The 23892-nt window shown below is 62.0% G+C and carries 26 protein-coding genes; 10 read left to right on the top strand and 16 right to left on the bottom strand.

Annotated elements, in window-relative coordinates:
- Positions 1–331: 331 nt before the first annotated feature.
- The 5 genes from KHO49_RS20710 to KHO49_RS20690 form a co-directional block, all read right to left on the bottom strand.
- Positions 332–1663: a deoxyguanosinetriphosphate triphosphohydrolase gene (locus tag KHO49_RS20710; RefSeq protein ID WP_102860919.1), complete on the bottom strand. Its 1332-nt coding sequence runs from the start codon at positions 1661–1663 to the stop codon at positions 332–334.
- Between the two features lie 247 nt (positions 1664–1910).
- Positions 1911–3074, bottom strand: a complete 1164-nt coding sequence (locus tag KHO49_RS20705; RefSeq protein WP_102880423.1) for an EAL domain-containing protein — start codon at positions 3072–3074, stop codon at positions 1911–1913.
- A gap of 211 nt (positions 3075–3285) precedes the next feature.
- Complete coding sequence (locus KHO49_RS20700; protein WP_102860921.1) at positions 3286–3627, bottom strand: hypothetical protein; 342 nt, start codon at positions 3625–3627, stop codon at positions 3286–3288.
- Complete coding sequence (locus KHO49_RS20695; RefSeq protein ID WP_102860922.1) at positions 3624–4013, bottom strand: phage holin family protein; 390 nt, start codon at positions 4011–4013, stop codon at positions 3624–3626. Before KHO49_RS20695 ends, KHO49_RS20700 begins: the two co-directional genes overlap by 4 nt.
- A 1-nt stretch (position 4014) precedes the next feature.
- Positions 4015–4329, bottom strand: coding sequence for an ElaB/YgaM/YqjD family protein (locus tag KHO49_RS20690; RefSeq protein ID WP_011062506.1), 315 nt, complete (start codon positions 4327–4329; stop codon positions 4015–4017).
- 333 nt (positions 4330–4662) lie between these two features.
- On the opposite strand from KHO49_RS20690, the gene KHO49_RS20685 reads away from it, so the two are divergent.
- Complete coding sequence (locus KHO49_RS20685) at positions 4663–5871, top strand: ammonium transporter (protein WP_213665759.1); 1209 nt, start codon at positions 4663–4665, stop codon at positions 5869–5871.
- 50 nt (positions 5872–5921) lie between these two features.
- Here KHO49_RS20685 and KHO49_RS20680 read toward each other — a convergent pair whose 3' ends face one another.
- Positions 5922–7877, bottom strand: a complete 1956-nt coding sequence (locus KHO49_RS20680) for a monovalent cation:proton antiporter family protein (protein ID WP_213665758.1) — start codon at positions 7875–7877, stop codon at positions 5922–5924.
- 300 nt (positions 7878–8177) lie between these two features.
- On the opposite strand from KHO49_RS20680, the gene KHO49_RS20675 reads away from it, so the two are divergent.
- From KHO49_RS20675 to KHO49_RS20660, 4 genes are all read left to right on the top strand, one after another.
- Positions 8178–8414 (top strand): glutaredoxin family protein, encoded by a 237-nt coding sequence (locus KHO49_RS20675; RefSeq protein WP_102860924.1) that lies wholly within the window; start codon positions 8178–8180, stop codon positions 8412–8414.
- A gap of 111 nt (positions 8415–8525) precedes the next feature.
- A complete protein-coding gene (locus tag KHO49_RS20670; protein WP_102860925.1) occupies positions 8526–8972 on the top strand; it encodes a S24 family peptidase in 447 nt (148 codons plus the stop codon).
- A gap of 40 nt (positions 8973–9012) precedes the next feature.
- A complete protein-coding gene (locus KHO49_RS20665) occupies positions 9013–9333 on the top strand; it encodes a transcriptional regulator (protein ID WP_102860926.1) in 321 nt (106 codons plus the stop codon).
- Between the two features lie 78 nt (positions 9334–9411).
- On the top strand, positions 9412–10302 hold the full coding sequence (locus tag KHO49_RS20660; protein WP_213665757.1) for a pseudouridine synthase: 891 nt from the start codon (positions 9412–9414) through the stop codon (positions 10300–10302).
- Between the two features lie 72 nt (positions 10303–10374).
- Here KHO49_RS20660 and KHO49_RS20655 read toward each other — a convergent pair whose 3' ends face one another.
- On the bottom strand, positions 10375–10596 hold the full coding sequence (locus KHO49_RS20655; protein ID WP_102880419.1) for a YgdI/YgdR family lipoprotein: 222 nt from the start codon (positions 10594–10596) through the stop codon (positions 10375–10377).
- Between the two features lie 284 nt (positions 10597–10880).
- Between KHO49_RS20655 and moaB the strand changes: the two genes are divergently transcribed.
- The gene (gene moaB, locus KHO49_RS20650; RefSeq protein ID WP_213665756.1) at positions 10881–11420 is read left to right on the top strand and encodes a molybdenum cofactor biosynthesis protein B; all 540 of its coding nucleotides are present in this window, start codon (positions 10881–10883) and stop codon (positions 11418–11420) included.
- Entirely contained in the window at positions 11404–12630 is a 1227-nt protein-coding gene (locus KHO49_RS20645) for a molybdopterin molybdotransferase MoeA (RefSeq protein WP_213665755.1), read from the top strand. Before moaB ends, KHO49_RS20645 begins: the two co-directional genes overlap by 17 nt.
- A 54-nt stretch (positions 12631–12684) precedes the next feature.
- Here KHO49_RS20645 and KHO49_RS20640 read toward each other — a convergent pair whose 3' ends face one another.
- From KHO49_RS20640 to KHO49_RS20630, 3 genes are all read right to left on the bottom strand, one after another.
- Positions 12685–12939 (bottom strand): hypothetical protein, encoded by a 255-nt coding sequence (locus KHO49_RS20640; RefSeq protein ID WP_102880416.1) that lies wholly within the window; start codon positions 12937–12939, stop codon positions 12685–12687.
- 244 nt (positions 12940–13183) lie between these two features.
- On the bottom strand, positions 13184–14641 hold the full coding sequence (locus KHO49_RS20635) for a mannose-1-phosphate guanylyltransferase/mannose-6-phosphate isomerase (protein ID WP_213665754.1): 1458 nt from the start codon (positions 14639–14641) through the stop codon (positions 13184–13186).
- On the bottom strand, positions 14642–14827 hold the full coding sequence (locus KHO49_RS20630) for a sugar transferase (protein ID WP_213665753.1): 186 nt from the start codon (positions 14825–14827) through the stop codon (positions 14642–14644).
- A gap of 208 nt (positions 14828–15035) precedes the next feature.
- Here KHO49_RS20630 and yegS point away from each other — a divergent pair, with 208 nt between their 5' ends.
- Positions 15036–15935 carry a lipid kinase YegS gene (yegS, locus tag KHO49_RS20625; RefSeq protein ID WP_102860933.1) on the top strand — a complete coding sequence of 300 codons (900 nt, stop codon included), beginning with the start codon at positions 15036–15038 and terminating at the stop codon, positions 15933–15935.
- A 1-nt stretch (position 15936) separates the two neighbouring features.
- Here yegS and KHO49_RS20620 read toward each other — a convergent pair whose 3' ends face one another.
- From KHO49_RS20620 to KHO49_RS20610, 3 genes are all read right to left on the bottom strand, one after another.
- Positions 15937–16596 (bottom strand): response regulator, encoded by a 660-nt coding sequence (locus tag KHO49_RS20620; protein WP_102880415.1) that lies wholly within the window; start codon positions 16594–16596, stop codon positions 15937–15939.
- Positions 16593–17486 carry a sensor histidine kinase gene (locus KHO49_RS20615; protein ID WP_213665990.1) on the bottom strand — a complete coding sequence of 298 codons (894 nt, stop codon included), beginning with the start codon at positions 17484–17486 and terminating at the stop codon, positions 16593–16595. The genes KHO49_RS20620 and KHO49_RS20615 overlap by 4 nt, the downstream gene beginning before the upstream one ends.
- Before the next feature lie 534 nt (positions 17487–18020).
- Entirely contained in the window at positions 18021–18458 is a 438-nt protein-coding gene (locus KHO49_RS20610; RefSeq protein ID WP_102860936.1) for a hypothetical protein, read from the bottom strand.
- Between the two features lie 563 nt (positions 18459–19021).
- Here KHO49_RS20610 and KHO49_RS20605 point away from each other — a divergent pair.
- The gene (locus tag KHO49_RS20605) at positions 19022–19957 is read left to right on the top strand and encodes a chemotaxis protein CheV (protein WP_102860937.1); all 936 of its coding nucleotides are present in this window, start codon (positions 19022–19024) and stop codon (positions 19955–19957) included.
- Between the two features lie 94 nt (positions 19958–20051).
- Entirely contained in the window at positions 20052–20855 is an 804-nt protein-coding gene (locus tag KHO49_RS20600; protein WP_102880413.1) for an MOSC domain-containing protein, read from the top strand.
- 81 nt (positions 20856–20936) lie between these two features.
- Here KHO49_RS20600 and ppnP read toward each other — a convergent pair whose 3' ends face one another.
- From ppnP to KHO49_RS20585, 3 genes are all read right to left on the bottom strand, one after another.
- Positions 20937–21221, bottom strand: coding sequence for a pyrimidine/purine nucleoside phosphorylase (gene ppnP / locus KHO49_RS20595; protein ID WP_102860939.1), 285 nt, complete (start codon positions 21219–21221; stop codon positions 20937–20939).
- Positions 21222–21295: 74 nt separating this feature from the next.
- A complete protein-coding gene (locus tag KHO49_RS20590; RefSeq protein ID WP_102860940.1) occupies positions 21296–21835 on the bottom strand; it encodes a 3'-5' exonuclease in 540 nt (179 codons plus the stop codon).
- 62 nt (positions 21836–21897) lie between these two features.
- Positions 21898–23883 (bottom strand): acetyl/propionyl/methylcrotonyl-CoA carboxylase subunit alpha, encoded by a 1986-nt coding sequence (locus KHO49_RS20585; protein ID WP_213665752.1) that lies wholly within the window; start codon positions 23881–23883, stop codon positions 21898–21900.
- Positions 23884–23892: the final 9 nt, after the last annotated feature.

The raw sequence follows: 23892 nt of genomic DNA, 5'->3' as shown, positions 1-23892 counted from the left end.
TCAAGAACAGGTGTTCGAATTTGTGAAAGCAGCGCAATATCTGCGCCCCGCACACCAAGTGTTTACGGCTAGTTGCTCTTTCTACCTGAGTAGTTGCTCTAGTCGTGTTGTTCGTTAATTGAAGTCATGTTGGTCGGGGAATGCCTTAGAGTCGGACTCTTGAATGAAATGCCCGTAGCGCCGAGTGTTTTTCCCCTTGTACTGGCGTATATCCGGAGTTTATCGGCTGCTGTTGCGGCGGCCTGGCTAGGGGAATCCCTTAGTTGTCGATTGGATGTTGCAGGTCATATCAAGTGCCTGGCGCAGCGGCCAGGCACTTGATGAGCGAGGGTCATTGCGGACTTGAGCGTCCGGTCATTTCCCGGGCCATTTCACTGGCGTAGCTGTCGGTCATGCCGGCGATGAAATCGATCATGCGCAGGAACGAGGTATGCAGCGGCCAGTTCGGGTCCGGCGCGTTATTGCCCAGCAGATCGAGAATCCGCCGGTTCTTGAACGACGGGGTCTTGCCGCCGTGCTGCTCCAATGCCGCGCCGCAAAACGAGTTCAGGAGAATTTCCAGGGTGGTGTAGGCGCCGATCTCGTGCAGGGTCTTGCGCTTGTCCTGGAAGATCTTGCGCCGCGCCACGTCCTTGGCATTGAGCACGCAACGCTTGGCCGGGCCATGCATGTGCTCCACCAGATCGCCGTGCAGGGTGCCGGCCAGCAGGGCGTCCTGCTGTTCGACAAAGGCCCGGGCGGCGGCGTTGGTCAGGTGCTCAATGGCCTTGCCCCGCAGGATCGCCAGGCGGCGCCGGCGCGAATCCCCCGGGCCCAGCTGGCGATAGGTTTCCGGCAGGTCGTCGCCCACCAGCCCCAACAGCAGGGACTCGACTTCGGCGTACTCCAAAAGGTCCATCTCCAGGCCGTCTTCCAGGTCGATCAGGGCGTAGCAGATGTCGTCCGCCGCTTCCATCAGATACACCAGCGGATGCCGGGCCCAGCGCTGTTCCTCCAACTGCGGCAGGCCCAGCTTGTGGGCGATCTGTTCCAGCAGCGGCAATTCGCTCTGGTAGCAGCCGAACTTGTGCTTCTTGTAGCCCAGGGAATCGGCGTGGCGCGCGGTCCAGGGGTACTTGAGGTAGGTGCCGAGGGTGGCGTAGGTCAGCCGGGTGCCGCCATCGAACTGGTGATATTCAAGCTGGGTCAGGACCCGGAAACCCTGGGCATTGCCTTCGAAATTGAGGAAGTCCTGGCGTTCGGCCTCGCTCATCGCGTCCAGCCAGCCACGCCCGGCGGCCTGCTGGAACCAGTGGCGGATGGCGTCTTCGCCAGAATGGCCGAAGGGCGGGTTGCCGATGTCGTGAGCCAGGCAGGCCGACTGCACGATCATCCCCAGGTCGCTGGGGTCGCACCAGTCGGGCAGGGCGCCGCGCAGGGTCTCGCCGACGCGCATGCCCAGGGAGCGACCGACGCAACTGACTTCCAGGGAGTGGGTCAGGCGAGTGTGGATATGGTCGTTGCTGGACACCGGGTGCACCTGGGTCTTGCGCCCCAGGCGGCGGAAGGCGCCGGAGAAGATGATGCGGTCATGGTCTTTATGGAAAGGGCTACGGCCGAGTTCTTCCGGGCTGTGCACTGGCTTTCCGAGGCGTTCGCGGTTGAGCAGGGTCTGCCAATCCAAGGCGCGGTCTCTCCGAAAAAAAACTGAAGGGCAGAGCTTCCGGGTTCCCGAGCGCGGCCGCAAGAGGCGCATGGTCTGCGCTGGTGCATCTATAGGGCCGACGCCTTCGCTGGCAAGCCAGCTCCTACGCGGAAATGGCGTGGCCTGCGCCCCACCTGTAGGAGCCGGCTTGCCGGCGAAAGGGCCCGCAGCCCGTGCACCCATCGTGTCGCCGCGCTCGCTGCGCTCGCCGGCAAACGGGACGGGGCTACAGGCCGGCGGCGTCGATATCGATCAGCAGCAGGCGCTGGCCGTTGTCGAAGAACTGGCCGGCAGTCAGGCAGTACTGGTTGCTGGTGGCGTCGCGGTAGGTGTTGGACAGGGTCAGGCGGCGCTCCTCCCAGCCTTCGGCCAGCAGGTGATAGAAGTACGGGCGCCAGGACCAGTTGTGGCCCACATAGCTGCTGTCGGCCTGCCAGCGGTTATGGCGCCATTCCAGATTGGGCGTCAGTTGGGTGCCGTGGCGGTCGCACTGGTAGAAACGCAGCAGCCAGGGAAAGGCCTCCACGGCGGGCAGTTGGCTGATGGGAGCCTGAGCCTGGGCCCAGGCCTGCAACAGGTTCATCAGCTCTGCCAGTTGCAGGCGCATGCGCATCAGGCGGTTGCGTTCGGCCAGCTTGTGCCGCACATAGCGCTCGCGCAGGCGGGCGAAGGGCTGGACGAAGGCATCGCTGGCGAACAGCTGTTCCTCGGCCCGGGCAAACAGGAAGCCCTGTACGTAACGCGAGCCGCACTCCAGGGCGAAATCCAGTTCGGCCTCGGTTTCCACCCCTTCGGCGATGATCCAGCAGCCGGTTTTTTCCGCCATCTGTGCCAGTGCCTTGACCACATCGCTGCTGGGCCCGCCCCGGGCTGCGGCCTGGAACAGGCGCATGTCGAGCTTGAGGATGTCCGGTTGCAGCGCCAGCACCCGGTCCAGTTGCGAGTAGCCGGCGCCGAAATCGTCGATGGCGATTCGCGCCCCCGCCTGGCGATAGCGCGCCACCACCTCGGTCAGGCGCTGGCTGTTGCCCCCCAGCTCGGTGATCTCGAAGACGATGCGCCGCGGATCGACCTCGTTTTGCTGCAACTGCTTGAGGCTGGGCAGCGGCTGTCCTGGCCGCAATCGACTGATCCAGCGTGGGGAAATGTTCAGGCTCAGGAACCAGTCCGCCGGGGCTTCGTGCAGGCGGCGCAAGGCATCGTCGCGGACCAGGCGATCAAGACGCCGCAAGGCGCTGGAAGGGGTGCGGGGATCGGCGAACAGCGGCCCCACCGACGCCAGTTGCCCATTGCCCTGGCGCAGGCGGCCCAGAGCTTCGACTCCGGCAATGCGCCCGGTAGCGGTATCGATGAATGGCTGGAAGCAGGCGAGCGGTTGCCCGTCGATCACAGGGCCTCCTTATAGAGTCTTGTTGGTAGGGGGGCTGTGGCTGTCGGGTAGACAGACAGGCGTCCAGGCTGGGTGAACATTGCCGCGTTCAGCAATACGGCGTTTTCACCCACCCTGGGTCGACCCCTTGGTAAAGGGGCCGATCCGGGTTGCTTAGCAAGAATGCAGCCAGATCAGCCATTGCCTGTTGCAGGCGCTTGCCGATGCTCGCTCAGGGTTTGCGCGAGGCGCCTTGCAGCGCCAGTCTGATCAGTGGCAACAGGCTGGTGCCCAGGCGTATCAGGCGGGTGAGGCTGCTGGTGCCGCCGCTCTTGGCACCCTTGCCGGTGATGAACCCCAGCAGGGTCACCGCCGCCACGCCCCAGAGTGGGGCGTGCTTGATGCCAAAGCCTTCCTGCCAGCTTTGCCCAAGGCCGCGAACCCGTTGCAGGGGTTGCAGCAATTGCTGGGACTCGTGACGGATTTCCTGGCGGTGCATTTCCATGCGCAGGCGGATCAGTACCTTGCGCATTTCCCGGCGTGAGGTGTTCTGCGGAATGTCCGGCAACTTCATGGCAGCAGGCGCTCCCGATCATTGGCCAGCTCTTCGAGCGTGGCGTGGAAGGGCGAAGATTCATCAAAGATCGCCGACTTCAGGCGCAGGCCGCAGAACACTGCCGCCAGGGTATAGAACACGCACAGGCCGATGATCCCGGCCAGGCGATAGCTGTCCCACAGCAGGATCAGCACCAGCGCCGACAACCCCACCAGCAACAGCAGGGCAAACACCAGGGCCAGGCCGGCGAACAGCAGCAGGCTGACGGTGCGGGCTTTCTGTTCCTGTAACTCGATGCCGAACAGTTCGACGTGGCTGTGCAACAGGCCCAGGACAGCGGCCCCCAGGCGCCGCGAGGACGCGCTTGGACCGCTGCCGGACGAAGTGGATTCGCCGATAGCCATATCAGCGCCGCGTCGCCAGCAGGCCGATGAGAAAGCCGACGCCGGCAGCAATCCCGACGGACTGCCAAGGGTTGCTCTGTACATAGTCTTCAGCAGCCGTGACTGCAGCCTGGCCACGCTGGCGCAGGGAGTCCTCGGTCAGTTGCAGGGTTTCCCGGGCCTTGAGCAGGCTGTCGTGGATCTGCTCGCGCAGTTCATCGGCCTGGTCGCCGGCCAGGGTCGCGGTGTGTTCCAGCAGACGCTCCGTGTCACTGACCAGTGCCTGAAAATCCGCCATCAGTACTTCTTGAGCCGTCTTCGCCGTTTTGCTGGCCATGGTTGTTTCTCCGTTGATTGCGTGTGTGAGCTATGAGTGTGAGCCCCGAGTGAAGGTTCACTGTAATTGTCTGGTACAGCTTTTGCTTTGTCCTGGTGCGCAAGGCGTGAGGCTTGCGCCGAAAACGAGCAAGGGTGGCGCTGCAGCCCGCGTAAACCCTGGCCAAAAAAATCACAACCTCAGGTCAATCTCCTTCCCGTGGTTTCGCGTGCGGCCCCTGGCGCGCCAAAACGGTTCACCGATTACGCGTGATGGCGTGTCCCGGAGCCAATTTGGTGCAAGGCCGGCCGTGAAGCCGGGGAGATGATGGCCGATTTCGGATCTGCCTACTCCATGGAAAATCTGCAAAGCGCTGTGGACACCCTGGTCCACGGTTCCAACACCCTGTTCATTCTGATCGGGGCGGTCATGGTCCTGGCCATGCACGCCGGTTTTGCCTTCCTCGAAGTGGGCACGGTCCGGCAGAAGAACCAGGTCAATGCCCTGTCGAAAATCCTCAGCGACTTCGCCGTCTCGACCCTGGCCTATTTCTTTATAGGCTATTGGATCTCCTACGGCGTGAGCTTCCTGCAACCGGCGGCGGTGATCAGTGCCGACCACGGCTATGGCCTGGTGAAGTTCTTTTTCCTGCTGACCTTCGCCGCAGCGATTCCGGCGATTATCTCCGGCGGCATCGCCGAGCGTGCGCGTTTTGTCCCGCAATTGTGCGCCACGGTGCTGATCGTGGCGTTCGTCTATCCATTCTTCGAGGGGCTGGTGTGGAACGGCAACTTCGGGGTGCAAGCCTGGTTGCAGCAGCGTTTTGGCGCCGTCTTCCATGATTTTGCCGGGTCGGTGGTGGTGCATGCCATGGGCGGCTGGCTGGCGCTGGCGGCGGTGCTGTTGCTGGGGCCGCGCAACGGCCGTTACCGCGACGGCAAGCTGGTGGCGTTCGCGCCGTCGAGCATTCCCTTCCTGGCGTTGGGTTCGTGGATCCTGATTGTCGGCTGGTTCGGCTTCAACGTGATGAGCGCCCAGACCCTGCAAGGGGTGAGCGGGCTGGTGGCGGTGAACTCGCTGATGGCCATGGTCGGCGGCACCGTGGCGGCGTTGATCGTCGGACGCAACGACCCGGGCTTCCTGCACAACGGGCCACTGGCCGGGTTGGTGGCGATCTGCGCCGGCTCCGACCTGATGCATCCGGTGGGCGCCTTGGTCACCGGGGCGATGGCCGGGGCCTTGTTCGTCTGGTGCTTCATGGCCGCCCAGAGCCGCTGGAAGATCGACGATGTGCTCGGAGTCTGGCCGCTGCATGGCCTGTGCGGTGTGTGGGGCGGGATTGCCTGCGGGATCTTCGGCCAGAGTGCATTGGGTGGGTTGGGCGGTGTCAGCCTGGCCAGCCAGTTGATTGGCACCGGCCTTGGGGTACTGGTGGCGCTGCTGGGCGGATTCGCCGTGTATGGCGTGATCAAGGCCGTCTGCGGGCTGCGCCTGACCCAGGAGCAGGAGTATTACGGCGCCGACCTGTCGCTGCACAAGATCGGTGCGGTGAGTCAGGACTGAGGGGCCACCGGCCCAGGCAGCGAACTGCTCAGGGCCGGGGCGGGACGGCCTCAACCGCCCTGCAGGCGTGCTTCGCAGGCCTCGATCGCGGCCTGGGAGCCGGACACCAGTATCCGGTCTCCGGCTCGCAGGCGCGGGGCCGGATTGAGCGGCAGTTCGCTGCCATTGCGTTGCACGCCTTGCACATCCACGCCCAGTGCTTCCAGTCCCAGCTCTTGCAGCAGTCGGTTGCAGGCGTGGGCGTCGGCGTCGAGGTTGACCGCGTGCATTTGCACCGCGGGTGGCTCGTGATTGTCCTGGGTGCTGCTTTGCGCCCCATGGTAGAAGCCGTGCAGCAGGCGATAGCGGCTGTGACGCACCTCGTCCACGGTGCGTTGTACCCGTTGCTCCGGCAGGCCGAGCATGATCAGGGCGTGGGAAGCCAGCATCAGGCTCGACTCCAGCAGTTCGGGCACCACTTCGTTGGCACCGGCGGCCTTGAGTTCGGCCAGCTGGCTGTCGTCCCGGGTCCGCACCAGGATCGGCACGTTGCGATCCAGGCGCCGCGCGGCCTTGAGCACCGTCAGGGCAATGTCGGTCTTGTCCACGGCAATCACCAGCAGGCGGGCCCGCTCCAGGCCCACGGCGGCCAGCAGGTCGCCACGGCGGCAATCGCCGTAATGCACGCAGCTCTCTGCCGCCGAGGCCTCCTGGACCCGCACCGGATCATCGTCCAGGGCGATGAATCGCAGTTGCTCGTGACGCAGGAAGCGGCCGATGGACTGGCCGACCCGGCCATAGCCGCAGATCACCACATGGCCCTGCAGTTCGGCGTTCTGCGCGCTGATTTCCTCCAATTGCGCGGTTTGGTTGGGCTTGCGGTGCAGACGCGCGGTGATCACCGGCGCGGCGCGCAGCAACAGTGGGGTCAGCAGCATGGAGCTGAAGGTGGCGGCCAGCAGCAGGCCACTCAAGTGCGACGGGATCATCTGGGTCAGTTGCATCTGCGCCATCAGGGCGAAGCAGAGCTCGCCGCCCTGGGCCAGGGCCAGGCCGCTGCGCCAGGCCGTCTCGCCGTCGCTGCCGCGCAGCTTGAGCAGGATCGCCACCACGCTGCCCTTGATCAGTAGCAGGGCCAGGGTCAGGCCGAGGATCAACAGGCTGTGGTCGATGAACAGTTGCAGGTCGATGAGCATGCCGATGCTGACGAAGAACAGCCCCAGGAGAATGTCGCGGAACGGACGGATATCGGCTTCGATCTGGTGCCGGTAGTGGCTTTCTCCCAGCAGCATGCCGGCAAGGAAGGCCCCCAGGGCCGGCGACAGGCCCAGCAAGTGGGTGAGCCAGGCGGTCAGCAGCACAATCACCAGGGCCAGCAATACGAACAGCTCGGCAGAGTGGGAGGCGGCGACTTCGTGGAACAGCCGGGGCAGCAGCCAGCGGCTGGCCAGCAGCAGGCCGAAGAACAGCACCAGGGTCTTGCCCAGGGTGACAGGCAGGGCCCAGTACCAGGCCTGGTCGCTGTGGCCGGCGAAGACCGGCACCAGGGTCAGCAACAGCACTGCCACCACGTCCTGGAACAGCAGCACGCCGATGGCATTCTGTCCGTGGCTGCTGAAGATCTCGCCGAGGCTGGTCAGCTCCTTGCTGACGATGGCTGTGGACGACAGGGCCAGGCCGGTGCCGAGCATCAGCGCCGAGGTCAGGGGCATGCCGAACAAGGCCAGGAGCACGCCGAGGATCAGGCCACTGCACAGCACTTGCAGGCTGCCCAGGCCAAACACCACGCGGCGCAGGGCGAGCATCTTCGACAGGGAGAATTCCAGGCCCAGGGAAAACAGCAGGAAGACCACCCCCAGTTCCGCCAGGTCCGGCAGGTCCTCGCTGTCATTGACCCAGTCCAGGGCGGTGGGCCCGACCATCAGCCCCACCGACAGATAGCCCAGGACCGGTGGCAGGCTCAGGCGCCGGAACAGCGCAATGACCACCAGTGATGAAGCGAGAATGATCAGCAGATTGGCAAACAACGGGCATCTCCGGACAAGGGGGCGGGCAGGGCAAAGCCTAGAGGCAAAAAGGCCGCGAGGATCGCCCGGTTGGCGGTAAATAATTCTGACTCATGTCATTTTTTGTTGAGAATTTCGCATATTCGCGAGCCTTGGCCAGGCTCAGAAGGTGTCTATCGAGGTGCTGTACGCCTGTCGGAGCATTCTCTGCGCAGGGCCGCAGAGGGGCATGGGGCCTCGGCATATCTGGACAGAGGCGGGTCGACGGCTTTCGCGCTCGGGCCTAAAATAAGCACCCGTTCTTCACACGGTTGCCCTGTCATGCCCCCTGAATGCCAATTGTTCGGCACCCTTGGTTGCCACCTGTGCGAACTGGCCGAGGCCGAGTTGATGCCGCTAGTGGAGCACGGCTTGATGGTCGAGCTGGTGGACATCGCCGAGAGTCAGGAACTGTTCGAAAGCTATGGCCTGCGTATCCCGGTGTTGCGCCGGGTGGACAATGGCGCCGAGCTCGGCTGGCCTTTCGACGCCGAGCAGGTGGTGGCGTTCCTGCGCTGACACTTGGCTTGCAACATCCGAGCTTCCGCCTGTCGCCCATGGTCGGAATTCATTGGCGAGATCTGTCGATTGGTTTACTGTATGCATATACAGCTATCGAGGAGTCTCGCCATGTCTCTCACTTTCCTGACCGGTACCGAACGCTCACAGCCGTTGCCAACCTGTTTTCTGGAACTGGGTGACAGCGGCTGCGCTGCCGTTGCCAATGAGCCCACCGGTAGCGGCTTTTCCCTGGATCGGACCCTGGGTCTGGGGTCTCCCCAGATCCACGGCCTGTTGGTGGACGACGACAACCTGCTGGGGTTCGGCATCTACCCCGGGGACCGGCTGATCGTCGATCGCTCAGCCAATCCGGTGGTGGATCAGTACCTGGTGGTACGTCCCCAAGGCGCCCATGAATACTCGCTGCGCCTGCTGGCTCCCGATCCTCGTGGCGGTCTTTTGCTCAAGGCGGCGCGCCCTTCAATCCCTTCCCTGGTGCTGGATGACCTGGGCTCGATCGAGATCTGGGGCGTGGTGTTGTGGGTGGTCAGTTATGTGGGACGCAAGCAGCCCTGATGGATATGGCGGACGCTTCAAACGGTTAAAGGAATAAATGATGGTCAATGTCGAACAACTGAAAAACAGCGTGAACAGCATGTCCACCGATGTGCTCCGTGAGGCGGTGCTTGAGTTACGCCTGGATGGTTTGGTCACCGAGGGCAAGACACCCTTCAACAAGCTGCACTTCAATACCTGCTTTGCCGAGATCGAAGCCCTGTTCCAGCGAGCGGGTTACCACCGGCAGCTGGATGTGGTGGGTTATCAGGGGCTGCTCTATGCCCTCTATGATCCGGGTCGCTGGGAGGCTGTGGATGTGCTGCGCTGGCTCAAGGAGTTCACCGAGGCAGCGGCCCAGGCCAAGCACTCGTGTGCCTGAGGTCGGGCAAACTGCTTCTAGGTTCCTGAGGGGCGCTGTTGGATAATGCCGCCTTGCATTGATCTTTCGAGCTTTTGTATGTCCACCGCGAGCTTTTCCGCTGCACAGCATCAGGCCAGTACCTTGTATCTGCCTCCTGGCTCCTGGCCGACGGTGCTGGATTGCCTGTGTGATCACTTCAAGGCCATCAGTCGTGAACAATGGCTGGATCGTATCGCTCGCGGCCGAGTGCTGGACGGGCAGGGCCAGCCCATCAGTCTGGACCTGGCCTATCGCGAAGGCTTGCGGATTCATTATTTTCGTGAGGTGCCGGATGAGAAGGTGATCCCGGTGCAGGAGACCATCCTCTATGCCGACGAGCATCTGGTGGTGGCGGACAAACCGCATTTTCTGCCGGTCACCCCTGCGGGCGAGTACGTCGAGCAGACTTTGCTGCGTCGCCTTATCCGCCGCCTGGACAACCCGAATCTGGTGCCCCTGCATCGCATTGACCGGCATACGGCAGGGCTGGTGCTGTTTTCTGCCAATCCCGGCAGCCGCTCGGCCTATCAAGCGTTGTTCCCTACCCGGCAGATCGAGAAACGCTATGAAGCCATTGCCGGTGCCTTGCCACACCTGAATTTTCCCCTGGTGCACAAAAGCCGATTGGTGGACGGGGAGCCCTTCTTCCGCATGCAGGAAGGCGAGGGGGCGAGCAATACCGAAACCGCCATCGACGTCAGGGAAAGGCACGGCGATCTGTGGCGCTATGCCTTGTACCCGGTGACAGGCAAGAAGCATCAGTTGCGGGTACACATGAGTGCCCTTGGAGCGGCAATCTGCAATGACCCGTTCTACCCCGAGGTGCTCAAGGACGCCGAGGATGACTATGACAATCCACTGAAGCTGCTGGCTCAGGGCCTGCGCTTCATCGATCCGCTGACTGGGCAGGAGCGCGAGTTCGAAAGCCGTATCAGCCTGCAGTGGTGAAAAACCGTCTCGCAGAAACAATAAAACCCGCAACAGGCGGGTTTTATTACATCAGAGCAACCACCGTCGGACTTACAGCTCCTTGACGGTACGAACCTGATCCTTGTTGATGCGAGTCTGTTTGCCGTCCAGCTGTTCAAACTCGTAGAAGCCGGAATCCTTGTCGTATTCAGGGGTATCGACGGCCTGGATTTCGCGACCGTCATTCAGGGTGATCACTGTCGGCGAAGCGCAACCGGCGAGAGTGGCCAGGCCCAGTGCGAGCATGAGAGTGGCGAGGGTCCGTTGAGTCATTGTGTGTCTCCGAAATGAGTACTTTTGAGTGCTGGTCTTCAGACGTATACAACGTCTGCAAGTTCCTTGGCCAGGGACATTCTGTCACGTTGCCGGGCGGATCGCAGGCGTTGGCGGCTGCAGCTTAGCTCACAGCGCCTGTTTGTCCGCGGTCTGGCTTTCTCGACGGCTGGACTGCTTGTGCTGGCAGTCCGGGGCAAGGTGAAGGCCGGCCCCGCAGCGGCGCCGGATCAAAACGCTGTGATATAACACCGGGCTGTGTCTCCTACCTCTGGATCGAGCCTATGAAAGCCAAGGCTGATGTACCTTTTTCTCCCCTGAATATTGCGGTGCTGACCGTCAGTGACACCCGCACCCTGGAAACCGATACCTCCGGCCAGGTCTTCGTCGAGCGCCTGGGCGCCGCGGGCCATCGTCTGGCAGCGCGGGTGTTGCTCAAGGACGATCTGTACAAGATCCGCGCCCAGGTCGCTACCTGGATCGCCGATGACGTGGTGCAGGTGGTGTTGATCACCGGCGGCACCGGTTTTACTGGTCGTGACAGTACTCCGGAAGCTGTGGCCTGCCTGCTGGACAAGCAGGTCGATGGTTTTGGCGAGCTGTTCCGGCAGATATCGGTGGCGGATATAGGTACTTCCACTGTGCAGTCCCGTGCCTTGGCCGGGCTGGCCAATGGCACCCTGGTGTGCTGCCTGCCGGGTTCCACCAATGCGGTACGTACCGGCTGGGACGCAATACTGGCCGAGCAGTTGGATTCGCGGCATCGGCCGTGCAACTTCGTCCCTCACCTGAAACAGGCGGCACCTTGTGAATCCCGTGGGTAAGCCGGGCAAACAGGGGGTCTTGATGCCGGTGGAGCAGGCATTGGCGCGCCTGTTGGCCATGGCCGAGGCAGCGCCCATTGTCGAGCGTGAACGGCTGCCATTGGCAGCCACTGAAGGCCGCGTCCTGGCTGAGGCGCTGGTATCCAGCCTGGATCTGCCGCCTTGGCCCAACAGCGCCATGGATGGATACGCCTTGCGCGTGGAGGACTGGAAGGGCGAGCCCTTGCCGATCAGCCAGCGGATTTTCGCCGGGCAGTCCCCCGAGCCCTTGCAGCCGGGAACCTGTGCGCGGATCTTCACTGGCGCTCCGGTGCCGGCGGGGGCGGATTGCGTCGAGATGCAGGAAAACACCCAGGTTCAGGATGATCAGCGCGTACGTTTTACCGAGCCCTTGAAGGCCGGCCAGAACATCCGTCCCCAGGGCCAGGAAACCACCATAGGCGAGCAGGTCTTGGCTGCCGGTACGCGCTTGGGGCCCATCGAGCAGGGCCTGGCAGCGTCCTTGGGATGTGCCGAGCTTGAGGTGCTGCGTCGAGTCCGTGTGGCGGTGTTGTCCACCGGCGACGAACTGGTGGAGCCTGGTCGGCCTCTTGGTCCGGGGCAGATCTACAACAGCAATCGAGTGCTGCTGTGCAGTTGGTTGAAGCGCCTGGGTTGTGAGGTGCTGGATGCGGGAATCCTTCCCGACGATCTTCCCGCGACCCGTCAGCGCCTGGCGGAGCTGGGGGATGTGGACCTGATTCTTTCCACCGGTGGTGTCTCGGTGGGGGAGGCGGACTTTCTCGGCATCGCCCTGCGGGAGGCCGGTGAACTGGCCCTGTGGAAACTGGCGATCAAGCCTGGCAAACCCCTGACCTTCGGACATTTTCGTGGGGTACCGGTGATTGGCCTGCCGGGCAATCCGGCATCGACCCTGGTGACTTTCGCCCTGCTGGCGCGGCCTTATCTACTGCGGCGCCAGGGCGTGCAGCAGGTGCAACCATTGAGCTTCCAGGTGCCGGCAGGCTTTGTCTGGCCCCGGCCCGGCAATCGTCGCGAATACTTGCGCGGCCGCCTGGAGAATGGGCGAGCGATCATCTATCGCAATCAGAGCTCTGGCGTACTGCGCAGCGCTGCCTGGGCGGAAGGTCTGGTAGAGGTGCTGGAAGGTCGGACCCTGGAGGAAGGTGACGTGGTCAATTTCATTCCTTTGAGTGAAGTGCTGGAGTGAAGTGCTGGATTGATCGGCCACGGGCCCGGTTCGGCGCCGGGTCCGTGCCTTGCTTCAGCGCAGCAGCAATAACAGCAGCAGTCCGAAACGGCTGTGGAAACCCCAGGTCACCAGCCCTGCCATTATCGAGGCCGCAAATGTCAACCAGGCCAGGCGCTTGATTATCGATAGCGGCCTGGAATGAGGCGGATGTGCTTCGGACGAGAGTGGCAGATCGAACTCCCGAAGTGGAGGAGCCGCCAGCCAGGAGCTGTCGTTGATGCGATTGAGCGTTGAATGCCCTTGTGGATAAAACCCCTTGTCGTTCATGACGGTGCACTTCCTTGTATGAGGCGTCAGCGCCTGGCATGCACAGTCACTGATTGGCTCCGCAGGGTCAATTCAGGCAAATCTCATTCTTCGGTCAGAAAATTCACTTTGAGTCCTACGTCTCTTTTCAGGCGCCTGCACTGAGGCTGCCCGCCCCGTGGGCCTGGGTTTATTTATCGGGCGAGTTGCCTGAAGAGCAGCGTCGTCATTGCCGTTGTGGCAAATTCACGGGGCCAATACTGTTTCAGGTGCTACCGGGGGCGGCGGGAGCTCGGCCATAAATGTCGTTGAAGCGCACGATGTCGTCTTCGCCCAGGTACTCCCCGCTTTGCACTTCGATTATTACCAGGTCGATCACCCCGGGATTGCTCAGTCGATGAGGGCGACCGGGCTTGATAAAGGTCGACTCATTGGTGTCGAGCAGAAACTCGTCTTCTCCGTTGGTCACCCGGGCCATGCCGCTGACCACGATCCAGTGCTCACTGCGGTGGTGGTGCCTTTGCAGCGACAGCGAGGCGCCGGGTTTGACCTCGATACGCTTGATCTTGAAGCGCGGTCCTTCCTCAAGCACGGTATAGGTGCCCCAGGGGCGGTTCACGGTGCGGTGCAGGCGGTAGGCGTCGTGGCCCAGGCGCTTGAGCTCCTGGGCGATCAGTTTGACCTCCTGGCTGCGCTTGCCGTCGGCGATCAGCAGGGCGTCCGGGGTGTCGATGATGATCAGGTTGTCCAGGCCGATACCGCCCACCAGGCGCTGGCGTGAATCGATGTAGCAGTTGCGGACATCATGCAGCACGGTCTCGCCGTTGCATTGGTTGCCGTGTACGTCCGCCGGGCTCAGCTCGCGGACTGCCTGCCAGGAGCCGATATCGCTCCAGCCGAGCTGGCAGGGCACCACGGCGACCTCCTTCGAGCGCTCCATCACCGCGTAGTCGATGGAGATGTCCGGCGCCAGGGCGAAGCTGTCGCGGTCCAGCTCCACTTGTACTTCGCGTTGGCCTTGCCTGTGGTGGCTCTGTTCCAGGCAGCGCTCGACGGCAGTGACCACCTGCGGCGCGAATTTGCGCAACTCACGGAGGATCACATCAGCGCGCATGCAGAACATGCCGGCGTTCCAGAGGTGCTGGCCGCCGTCGACGTAACACTGGGCAGTGGCAGCATCGGGCTTTTCGACGAAACGGCTGACCTGGAAGCTTTCACCGTGCAAGCCCAGGCCTTTCTCGATATAGCCGAAACCGGTTTCGGCATAGCTCGGCTCGATACCGAAGGTCACCAGCCAGCCTTGCTCGGCCAACTGCCGGGCGCGCGCCACCGCGGCGGCGAATGCCTGGAGGTCACTGATCAGATGGTCGGCGGGCAGCACCAGCAGTTGTGCGTCAGCGCCGTAGTGCTGGTTGACGTGCAGCGCGGCGGCGGCAATGGCCGGCGCGGTATTGCGGCCGAAGGGTTCGAGGATGAAATCCAGCTCAAGCTGAGTCTTGTTCAGCGGGCGGTAGTCATCCAGGGTTCGAAAGAGCACTTCACGGTTGGTCACCGTCAGCAACCGGCCGACGTCTTTCAGGGCCGTGGCGCGCACGAAGGTCTTCTGCAGCAGGCTCTCGCCGTCCGGCAGGCGCATGAAGGGTTTGGGCATCGCCTCGCGGGACACCGGCCACAGGCGGGTGCCGGCGCCGCCAGCAATGATGCAGGGAATGAGCGGGCTCATTTAGAAGGCCTCGTGGATCATGATGACGGACGCAATGGTGCGGAACAGGATGTGCAGTTCAAGACAGGCTGACCAATTTTCGATGTATTCCAGGTCGAATTCGACACGTTTTTCGATTTTTTCCAGGGTATGAGGCTCGTCACGGTAGTTATTGACCGGCGCCAGCCCGGCAGCGGCAGATTGCACAGGATCAGTTGCAAGCGCAGCCGGTTGTCGAAGAGCGACTCGGCGTACTAGCTATGGAAGATTTTCCTCGTTGGCAGGCTAATCTGGGTCATCAGTGGGAGGTACGGCCAGGCTGGCTTGGGCAAAAAAAATAATCGAAGGGACAGACTTATTTCGCTGTGCCCGAGGTCAACATCCCTCAAGGAACCCATAACCGGAGTCATGGTTGATGAATGAGCGCAAGGCACTGTTGATACTGCACGGCAAGCAGGCCCTCAACGATGAGGTGCGCGCTGCGGTTGAGGCCAAGCGTGCTGCCGGCTGGGAGGTTTCGGTGCGTCTGACCTGGGAGGCGGGAGATGCCCAGCGTCTGGTGAGCGAGGCGCTGGACGCCGGGCATACCCGGCTGATTGCCGGAGGCGGCGACGGTACGCTGCGCGATATCGCCGAGGCCCTGGCCAACGCGTCGACCCAGGCCAGTCTGGCGCTGCTGCCATTGGGCACGGCCAATGACTTTGCCCGGGCTGCCGGTGTTCCCCTTGACCCGGCGGCGGCCCTGGAGCTGCTGGACGTCCCGGCCCGGACGATCGACCTGGGGGAGGTTGGCGGGCAGATTTTCCTCAATATGGCCACCGGCGGCTTTGGTAGCCAGGTCACTGCCAACACCTCTGAAGACTTGAAGAAAGTCCTTGGCGGTGCCGCTTATCTGTTCACCGGGCTGTCGCGCTTTGCCGAGTTGAGTGCGGCTTATGGCGAGTTGCAGGGGCCGGATTTCCATTGGCGTGGTGAATTGCTGGCCCTGGGCATCGGCAACGGTCGGCAGGCGGGAGGCGGGCACGAGCTTTGCCCGGGAGCCATGGCCGACGACGGCTTGCTGGATATCAGCATTCTGCCGGCGCCTCAGGAGCTGGTGGGCACTCTGAAGAGTCTGCTGGCCGGTGGCCTGGGGATCGACAATATGTTTGTCCGCGCGCGTCTGCCCTGGGTTGAGATCAAGGCCTCAAGAGGCCTGGACATCAATCTTGATGGCGAACCGCTGCAGGGCGACACTTTGCGGTTTACCGCCCGTCCTGCGGCTTTACAGGTGCATTTGCCGGCGGATTCGCCGTTGCTCGGCGCCGCTCGCTGAGTCAGTCGTCGAGGCTGATGATGCGCTCGCGCACGGCGAACAGCACCAGCCCGGCGACGTCGAAGATCTGCAGGCGTTTCATGATCTGCGAGCGATGGGTTTCCACGGTCTTGATGCTCAAACCCAGGCCCAGAGCTATCTCCCGGGTGGACTTGCCCCGCACGATCAGCCGCAGTATTTCCAGCTGGCGAGCCGTCAGGTTGTGGTTTTCCGCAGGCTGGGGCTGGTGCTTCTGGGCTCGGGTCAGCGCCTGGTTGATCACGGTGTGAGCAATGGCCGGACTCAGGTAGCGTTCGTTGTTGCGCAACGCTTCCAGGGCGTGTTCGAGTTCGGTGGCGGTGGTGTCCTTGAGCAAATAGCCGTGGGCGCCGGATTCCAGGGCCTGCATGATCAGGGAGGGATCGGTATGCATCGATAGAATCAGGACTTTGCTCTGGGGCCGCATTGCCTTGAGCCGGCGCAGGGCGTCCAGGCCACCGATGCGTTTCATCGACAGGTCCAGCAGGACGATGTCCGGATGCAGTTTCTCGACCATTTCCAGCAGTTGCGCGCCATCATCGGCTTCACCGATCACCGCGTATCCGGGAATGTCCATGACCAGGGCACGCACGCCAGCCCTGATAAGCGAGTGGTCATCCACCAAGAGTAAATTACAGGTCAATGTGAAACCTTATTCGTGCTGGCCCGCTCCAGGGTGCGAGGGGCCCAGGGAAAGAGTGCTTCGATCTGGGTGCCTTGGTTGAGCTCGCTGGTGACCTGCAACAGGCCACCCAACTGGCTGATTCGTTCCTGCATCCCGGCCATGCCGCGCTGGCCCAGGGCGCCGGGATCGCTGGCCGGGGCGAACCCCTGGCCATCATCGCTGATGAACAGCGAAAGACCTTCCGGCAGTCGCTGTATTCGTACCAACAGGTTTTTCGCCTGGGCGTGGCGCAGCATGTTGGTGACCGCTTCCTGGGTGATGCGGAACGCTGCGACGGCCATCTCTTCCGGGATTCCCGACAGGCGCTGGCGGCATTCCAGGCTCCAGTGCACCGAGGTGTTTTCCAGGGTCTTGAGCAGGTGGGCGCGCAGGCTGGCCTCCAGTCCCAGGCTGGCCAACTGCCGGGGATTGAGGATTGCGGACACGTCACGCACTTTGGCCAGGGTCTCTTCCAGAGTGGTGCCGAGCACCGCGCAGGAATCCTGCAGGTCGTCCGGCAGGCGACGCTTGAGCCAATCGGTCTGCAGTTTTGCCGCTGTCAGCAACTGGCCGATGTCATCGTGCAGTTCACGGCTGAGGCGGTGTCGCTCATTTTCCTTGACCTCTAGCAGGCGTTCGGCGAGCTCCTGGGGCTGGAAACGGATGGACTTTCGCGAATAGCCGTATTGCACCCAGATACAGGTCAGGGCCGCGATATTGAGCAGCAGCAAGATCAGCGGCAAGGGCCGGTCCAGGCAATAGATCAGTGCGTTGCCCAGGGTCGAGCAGGAACACAGCAACAGGCTGAGCCAGCGCAGATGATCTAGAGAGAGGGGCCAAGAGAAGAGTGACTTGAGGCTGGCGTACATAGCGGATGGAGCCAATGAATGTTCGCTGCGAGAGCCTTGTCAGAAGTGGATGACGAGGCTTGTTTGAGAAACGGTGTTATTTGAATACTGGGTTTCAATCAACGTTGTCTGTTTGTCTTGTACAAGCCGAGTAGTGACTGCCGACATTGGAATCAAAGTGCCATTACTGTGTCCGTTTATGGGCGACATAATACCACCGAAGATACCGTTGGTCGCGTTTATACGCACAGTTATATATGTCCTGAAAGTCAGGAATATGGATCTGCTGCACGTTTGTTCCATTTCCTCCATGGACTTCGGGAGGGTTAATGAAAGCGCGGGATGTGGGCGATGTTGCGGGCCCATACAGGGCTCTGAACAGTAAGTCCCGGGGCTGGCGCTAGTTGGAGTTGTTGAATCGATAATGTCGCTCTTGGGTATGAAATACTCAATAACGACCAGATAGTTGACCCTGAGCCTGAAGTTCTACTGATATTTCGGGTTGGCTATTGTAACTGCGGGTTTTATCTGCCAGCCAGCGGCACAAGTGCAACTTCAATGGGTGCAGGATGGATAAGCGCAGGTACAGTTTTGCGCCACTTGATCGGTCAGTTCGTTGATCAGCAGGGCCTGTTCGCTGTCATCCAGATTGAGTTGGCCGTTGTGCGGGTCGATCAATTCCAGTTGCCAGGCCATCAGGGTCAGGCAGCTTTTCAAGGCGTCGAGGATCGGATCGTTGAGGTCCACTGGATGTGCTGTACGTTTCAACACGCCATGAATGTGCAAGGCGAATTCGGCCAGCGGGCTGATGGAATGGCGTGCTGCCGTCTGGGCCAGGCACAGCAGGCTGGCGAGCAGGCAGTTGATCGCTTCTTCGTCATTCCTGATCAAGTGCAGATGGCTCAGGCAATCTTCCGATTTAGCCAGTAGAGCCTGAGCTTCAAGCAGGAACTCAGGCAGGGGGGGAGCGCACTCATGGCCGTCCTTTAGCATGCTTATCTCCATGACTTCGAGTCCGATGGCGGGATAGGGCCTTGGCTGAACGGTTTTAAGGTATGACGCGTTTTTTGCGTTTGTATATCAGATAAATCTGATTTTTTTTCAGGTGGCGCGAGCGGCTGTGAGAGTGGTTGTTCATCGCTTTTGCAAGCAACCCGAATGCCGGCCACAGCAATGCGGCGCACTTGCGCTGGGGCTTGATGGGCGTAGGTGCTGAGGCTTGAAAGGGTGCTGGGCCACCTTTCTGCGATCACAAACAAAAGCCTGACTCCGTTCATGCAATGAGAATGGCGTCACATTAATGGCTATTGGATATTGCGAATATCAGGATGGTCCTGATTGTTGCTAGGGGAAACCCTTAGGCGCGGGAACTTCACGCCGCGAAGAAGGTCGCGCCGTCGGAGAGTCGTGCTGATGAATTGACCGGCTCAGTAAAGCATGATGTTAATGTGACATCAATGGCTTTCATGTGGCAATTTGCATGCGAGTCAAGATCCGGCGGATCCCGCCGATATCTGTCTTTAGTGAATTCATCAGAACAAGCCCAGGAGTCATTAATGGCCGGCATTCTCGACACGGTAGATCAACGCACGCAGCTGGTGGGTGAGAATCGCCTGGAAATCCTCATGTTCCGCCTGGCCGGTCGGCAGCTGTTCGCGATCAACGTCTTCAAGGTCCAGGAAGTCCTGCAACTGCCCAAGCTGACCCTGATGCCGCAGCGCCACCCGTTCGTTTGCGGTGTGGTCAACCTGCGTGGCCAGACCTTGCCGGTCATCGACCTGTCCCAGGCCATCGGCATGCGCCCGCTGGTTCCGGGGCCCAACAGCACCATCATCGTCACCGAGTACAACCGTTCGGTGCAGGCGTTCCTGGTGGGCGGCGTGGACCGCATCGTCAACATGAACTGGGAAGCCATCATGCCGCCGCCCACCAGCGCCGGACGCCAGCATTACCTGACGGCCATCAGCAAGGTTGACGAGCAACTGGTGGAAATCATCGACGTCGAGAAGGTCCTGGCGGAAATCGTGCCCTACAACGCCAAGGTTTCCCGGGACAAGCTGGAAGATCCTGTGCTCGAACGTGCTCGCGGCCGTGAAGTGCTGCTGGTGGATGACTCCAACGTGGCGCTTTCACAACTGCGCGACACCCTCGGCCAGTTGGGGGTGAAGATGCACATCGCCAGCGATGGCCTCAAGGCTCTGAACATGCTCAAGGCCTGGGCCGACACCGGGGTCGACATGACCGACAAGTTGTTGATGGTATTCACCGATGCGGAAATGCCGGAGATGGACGGCTATCGCCTGACTACCGAGATCCGCAACGACCCGCGCCTGCGTGGGCTCTATGTGGTCCTGCACACATCCTTGTCCGGCAGTTTCAACGAATCGATGGTGAAGAAGGTCGGTTGCGACAACTTCCTCTCCAAGTTTCAGCCGGACAAACTGGTGGACGTGGTCCGTCAGCGTTTGATGCTGGATGAAGTCAGCGTCTGATTCATGAGGATGTCCGGCTGCTTTTCCCTTGCACCTTTGTTTCGTCGAGGCGCTGGTATAGGGTGAGGCTTTTTGCCCACACAGGGAGCTGGACATGCGTCTTAGCGCGCTTTATCGATACCCGTTGAAATCCGCAAAGGGCGAAACCCTGCAACAGATCGGCCTGGACAAGCTCGGCCTGGAGGGGGATCGCCGCTGGATGCTGGTGGACGAGGCCAGCGGGCGCTTCCTCACCCAGCGTGCCGTGGGCCGCATGAGCCAGCTCTCGGCGCTGTGCAATGACCAGGGTGGCCTGACCCTCAGCGCTCCCGGGTTTTCCACCCTTGATGTGCCCCTGCCAGCGGCCGATGCCGCACTGCGCGGCGTGACCATCTGGCATGACAGCCTGCGGGTGCCTGATGCCGGTGACGAAGCGGGCGCCTGGGTCAGTGAGTTCATCGGCAAGCCCACCCGCCTGGTGCAGGTGCCCGCGGAACGGGCGCGAAGCACCGCCGCCGGTTATGGCAGGGACGATGATCAAGTGGCCTTCGCCGATGGTTTTCCACTCTTGTTGATTGGCCAGGCGTCCCTGGAGGACCTGGCCGGTCGCGTCGGGCGGCCTCTGGAGATGCTGCGTTTTCGACCCAACCTGGTGATCGAAGGCAGCGAGCCCTTTGCCGAGGACCAGTGGCGGCGCATACGGATTGGCGATGTCGAGTTTCGTGTGGTCAAGCCGTGCTCGCGCTGCATCCTGACCACCATTGACCCACAGACTGGCGAACGCAGCGCCGACCGCGAACCCCTGGCCACTTTGCAGAAATATCGCGCCCAGGCTGACGGGGCGATGTTCGGGCAGAATCTGGTCAACGACGGCAATGGTCGCTTGCAGGTGGGGATGCCAGTGACTGTCCTCGAATAGCGTTTCTTGGCCCCATGAAAAATGCCCGTCTCTTTAGGAGACGGGCATTTTTTTGTCAGCGCGACAGCCGTGACAGGTGAATCAACCGCGGTATTCGCACAGGTAGGCGGTTTCCACAGCGACTTTCAGTTGAAACTTGCTGTTGGCCGGTACGTTGAACTGGCTGCCGGCAGGAAAGGTTTCCCAGTCGGCGCTGTCGGGCAGGCGCACGGTCAGGGCGCCGGACACCACGTGCATGATTTCCCGTTGCGCCGTACCGAACTCGTATTCGCCCGGGGCCATGACGCCAATGGTGGCTGGACCTTCGGCCGTGCCGAAGGCAATCGACTTGACGGTGCCGTCGAAGTACTCGTTGACTTTAAACATGGGCGATTCCTCAAGAAAGGGTCAAAAAGGTCGGCCAGTATGCACAAGGCCTCAAAGGCCGTCACCTGCCGCCATCATGGAAGAATCAGCGGCAATAAGCGCGCTGTATTGCGTGCATCTTCCAGGGCTCGATGCTGCTGGCCGTTGAACTGCATGCCGGCCAGCTGCAAGGCTGCATTCAGGCCCAGGGGGCGCTCCAGACGCCGGGCCTTGGCAAAGCGCTGCTTGAGGTTCATGTGGGGGACGTCATTCAACAGGCTGTGCAGTTGCTGGTTGTGCCACTCCAGTTGCAGTTGCTTGCGGTCATAGTCGCCCCAACTGGCCCAGCCCTCCAGGCGCGACTGATGCTGGCCCAGCCAGCGTTCGAACAGGGTCCAGACTTCGCCCAACGGTGCTGCGCTGTCGATATTGGCCTGGGTGATATGGGTCAGTTCGCGACAGAACGGCGTCAGCCGAGGGCGTCGCAAGGGGCGGACGAAACGCTGGAAATGGTCCTGTTCCCGACCCTGGCGGTTGACCAGGGTGGCTCCGATTTCGATGATTTCCATCTCGCTTACCGGCCAGCCCCCTTCATCCGTCGTGGCTTCCAGATCTATTACCAGCCAGTGGGGCATCGCTAATTCCAGCCTTCAAGCTCCTGATGAGGCTTGAGCGTAGCCAAAGCTGAGGCATCCGCCTAGTGCTCCATTTCCGCGGCGGGGCCGGCTTGTTCCACCTCCAGCAGAATCTGCCGGTTCTTCACCTGGTCCCCGAGGTTGACCTGGACCCGGGTGATCACTCCGTCGATCCCGGCCTTGAGCGGGTGCTCCATCTTCATTGCCTCCAGCACCAGCAGCAGTTGGCCCTTGCTGACACTCATGCCCTCGCTGACCAGTACGTCGACTATGGCCCCGTCCATGGGCGCCTTGAGGGTGCCGGAATCGGTGCTCAGTTGACTCTGTACCGGCGCCTGGGTGCGGTCCTGCAGATGCAGGCTGCCCTGGCGGCTGTTCAGCCAGAGTTCGCCGTCTTGCAACCGATAGGCGTAGTGCCGGCGAATGCCCGCGATCTCCAGCGTGGCCCGAAGGCCATCAGCGGCCATCACCTGAATTGCCCACACGTCATCCCCCTGCTGTACGTGCAACAGGCCTGATGTCGAAGGGCTCAGCTCCAGCGACCATTGACGGTCATCCAGACCGATGCGGTAGCCCAGGGGCACACTGGCGTTATTGCGCCAGGCACTCAGGTTTGAGCGGTGTGCGCTGGCGCTGTGGTGATAGAAGAGCGCAGCGGCGATGGCCAGTTCCTCAAGGCTGGGGCACTGCGGTTGCAGGCTTAGGTCCTCGGCAAAATGTTCGGCGATGAACGCGGTGCTGAACCGACCGCTGGCAAATACCGGGTGCCTGAGCAGACCGGCCAGCAGCCGGCGATTGCTTTCAAGCCCCAGCAGCACAGAGTCTTCGACCCCGCGCAACAGCTTGCGCCGGGCTTCCTCGCGGGTGGCACCGTGGGCGATCAGCTTGCCCAGCATCGGGTCGTAGAAGGGGCTGACCCATTGGCCCTCCTGCAAGCCGTGGTCGGTGCGTATCCCCGGCGCCGGCTGCCAACGCAGGACCTGGCCGGTCTGGGGCAGAAAGTTCTGCGCCGGGTCCTCGGCGTACAGGCGAACTTCGATGGCATGGCCGTTGAGCTGCACCTGCTCCTGGGTCAGGTGCAGGGGCTCGCCGGCAGCGACTTGCAACTGCAGGGCCACCAGATCCAGGCCGGTGACCAATTCCGTGACGGGATGCTCCACCTGCAGACGGGTGTTCATTTCCAGGAAGTAGAACTGACCGCGGGCGTCCAGCAGGAACTCCACAGTGCCGGCACCGACATAGTTCACCGCGCGCCCGGCCTTGAGCGCCGCTTCGCCCATGGCCCGACGCAGTTCCTCGGTCATTACCGGGCAGGGCGCCTCCTCGATGACCTTCTGATGGCGGCGCTGAATCGAGCAGTCCCGTTCACCCAGATAGATCAAGTGACCGTGCTGGTCGCCGAAGACCTGCATTTCCACGTGCCGCGGCTCGATCAGCGCCTGTTCCAGAATCAGCTCGTCGCTGCCGAAGGCATGCAGGGCTTCCGAGCGCGCGGTACGGATCTGCTCCAGCAGATCTTCGTGCTGCTGCACCAGGCGCATGCCGCGTCCGCCACCGCCGGCGCTGGCCTTGATCATCAGCGGATAGCCGATGCGCTGGGCCTCGCGCTGCAAGGTGGCGTCGTCCTGCTCCTCGCCCTGGTAACCCTGGATGCAAGGCACGCCGGCTTCGAGCATGGCGATCTTCGAGCGGCGCTTGCTGCCCATCAGTTCGATGGCGGCGGCACTGGGGCCGATGAAGGTGATACCGGCGGCGGCACAGGCCGCGGCGAACTCGGGGTTTTCCGAGAGGAAGCCGTAGCCCGGATGAATGGCGTCGGCACCGCTGCGCCGGGCAGCGTCGAGGATCGCCTCGCTGTTGAGGTAGGACTGCTGCACCGGGGACGGGCCGATGTGGATGGCTTCGTCGGCCATGTGCACATGCAGGGCCTCGGCGTCGGCGTCGCTGAACACGGCCACGGTGCGGTAGCCCAGGGCCTGGGCGGTGCGCTGGATGCGGCAGGCGATTTCGCCACGGTTGGCGATCAGGATCTTGTTGAAGGTGGGCATACAGGCTCC

It is taken from the genome of Pseudomonas sp. RC4D1, assembly GCF_018390395.1.
GTDB classification, from domain to species: Bacteria; Pseudomonadota; Gammaproteobacteria; order Pseudomonadales; family Pseudomonadaceae; genus Aquipseudomonas; species Aquipseudomonas danubii.
This window is presented reverse-complemented; position numbering and strand designations above follow the sequence as displayed.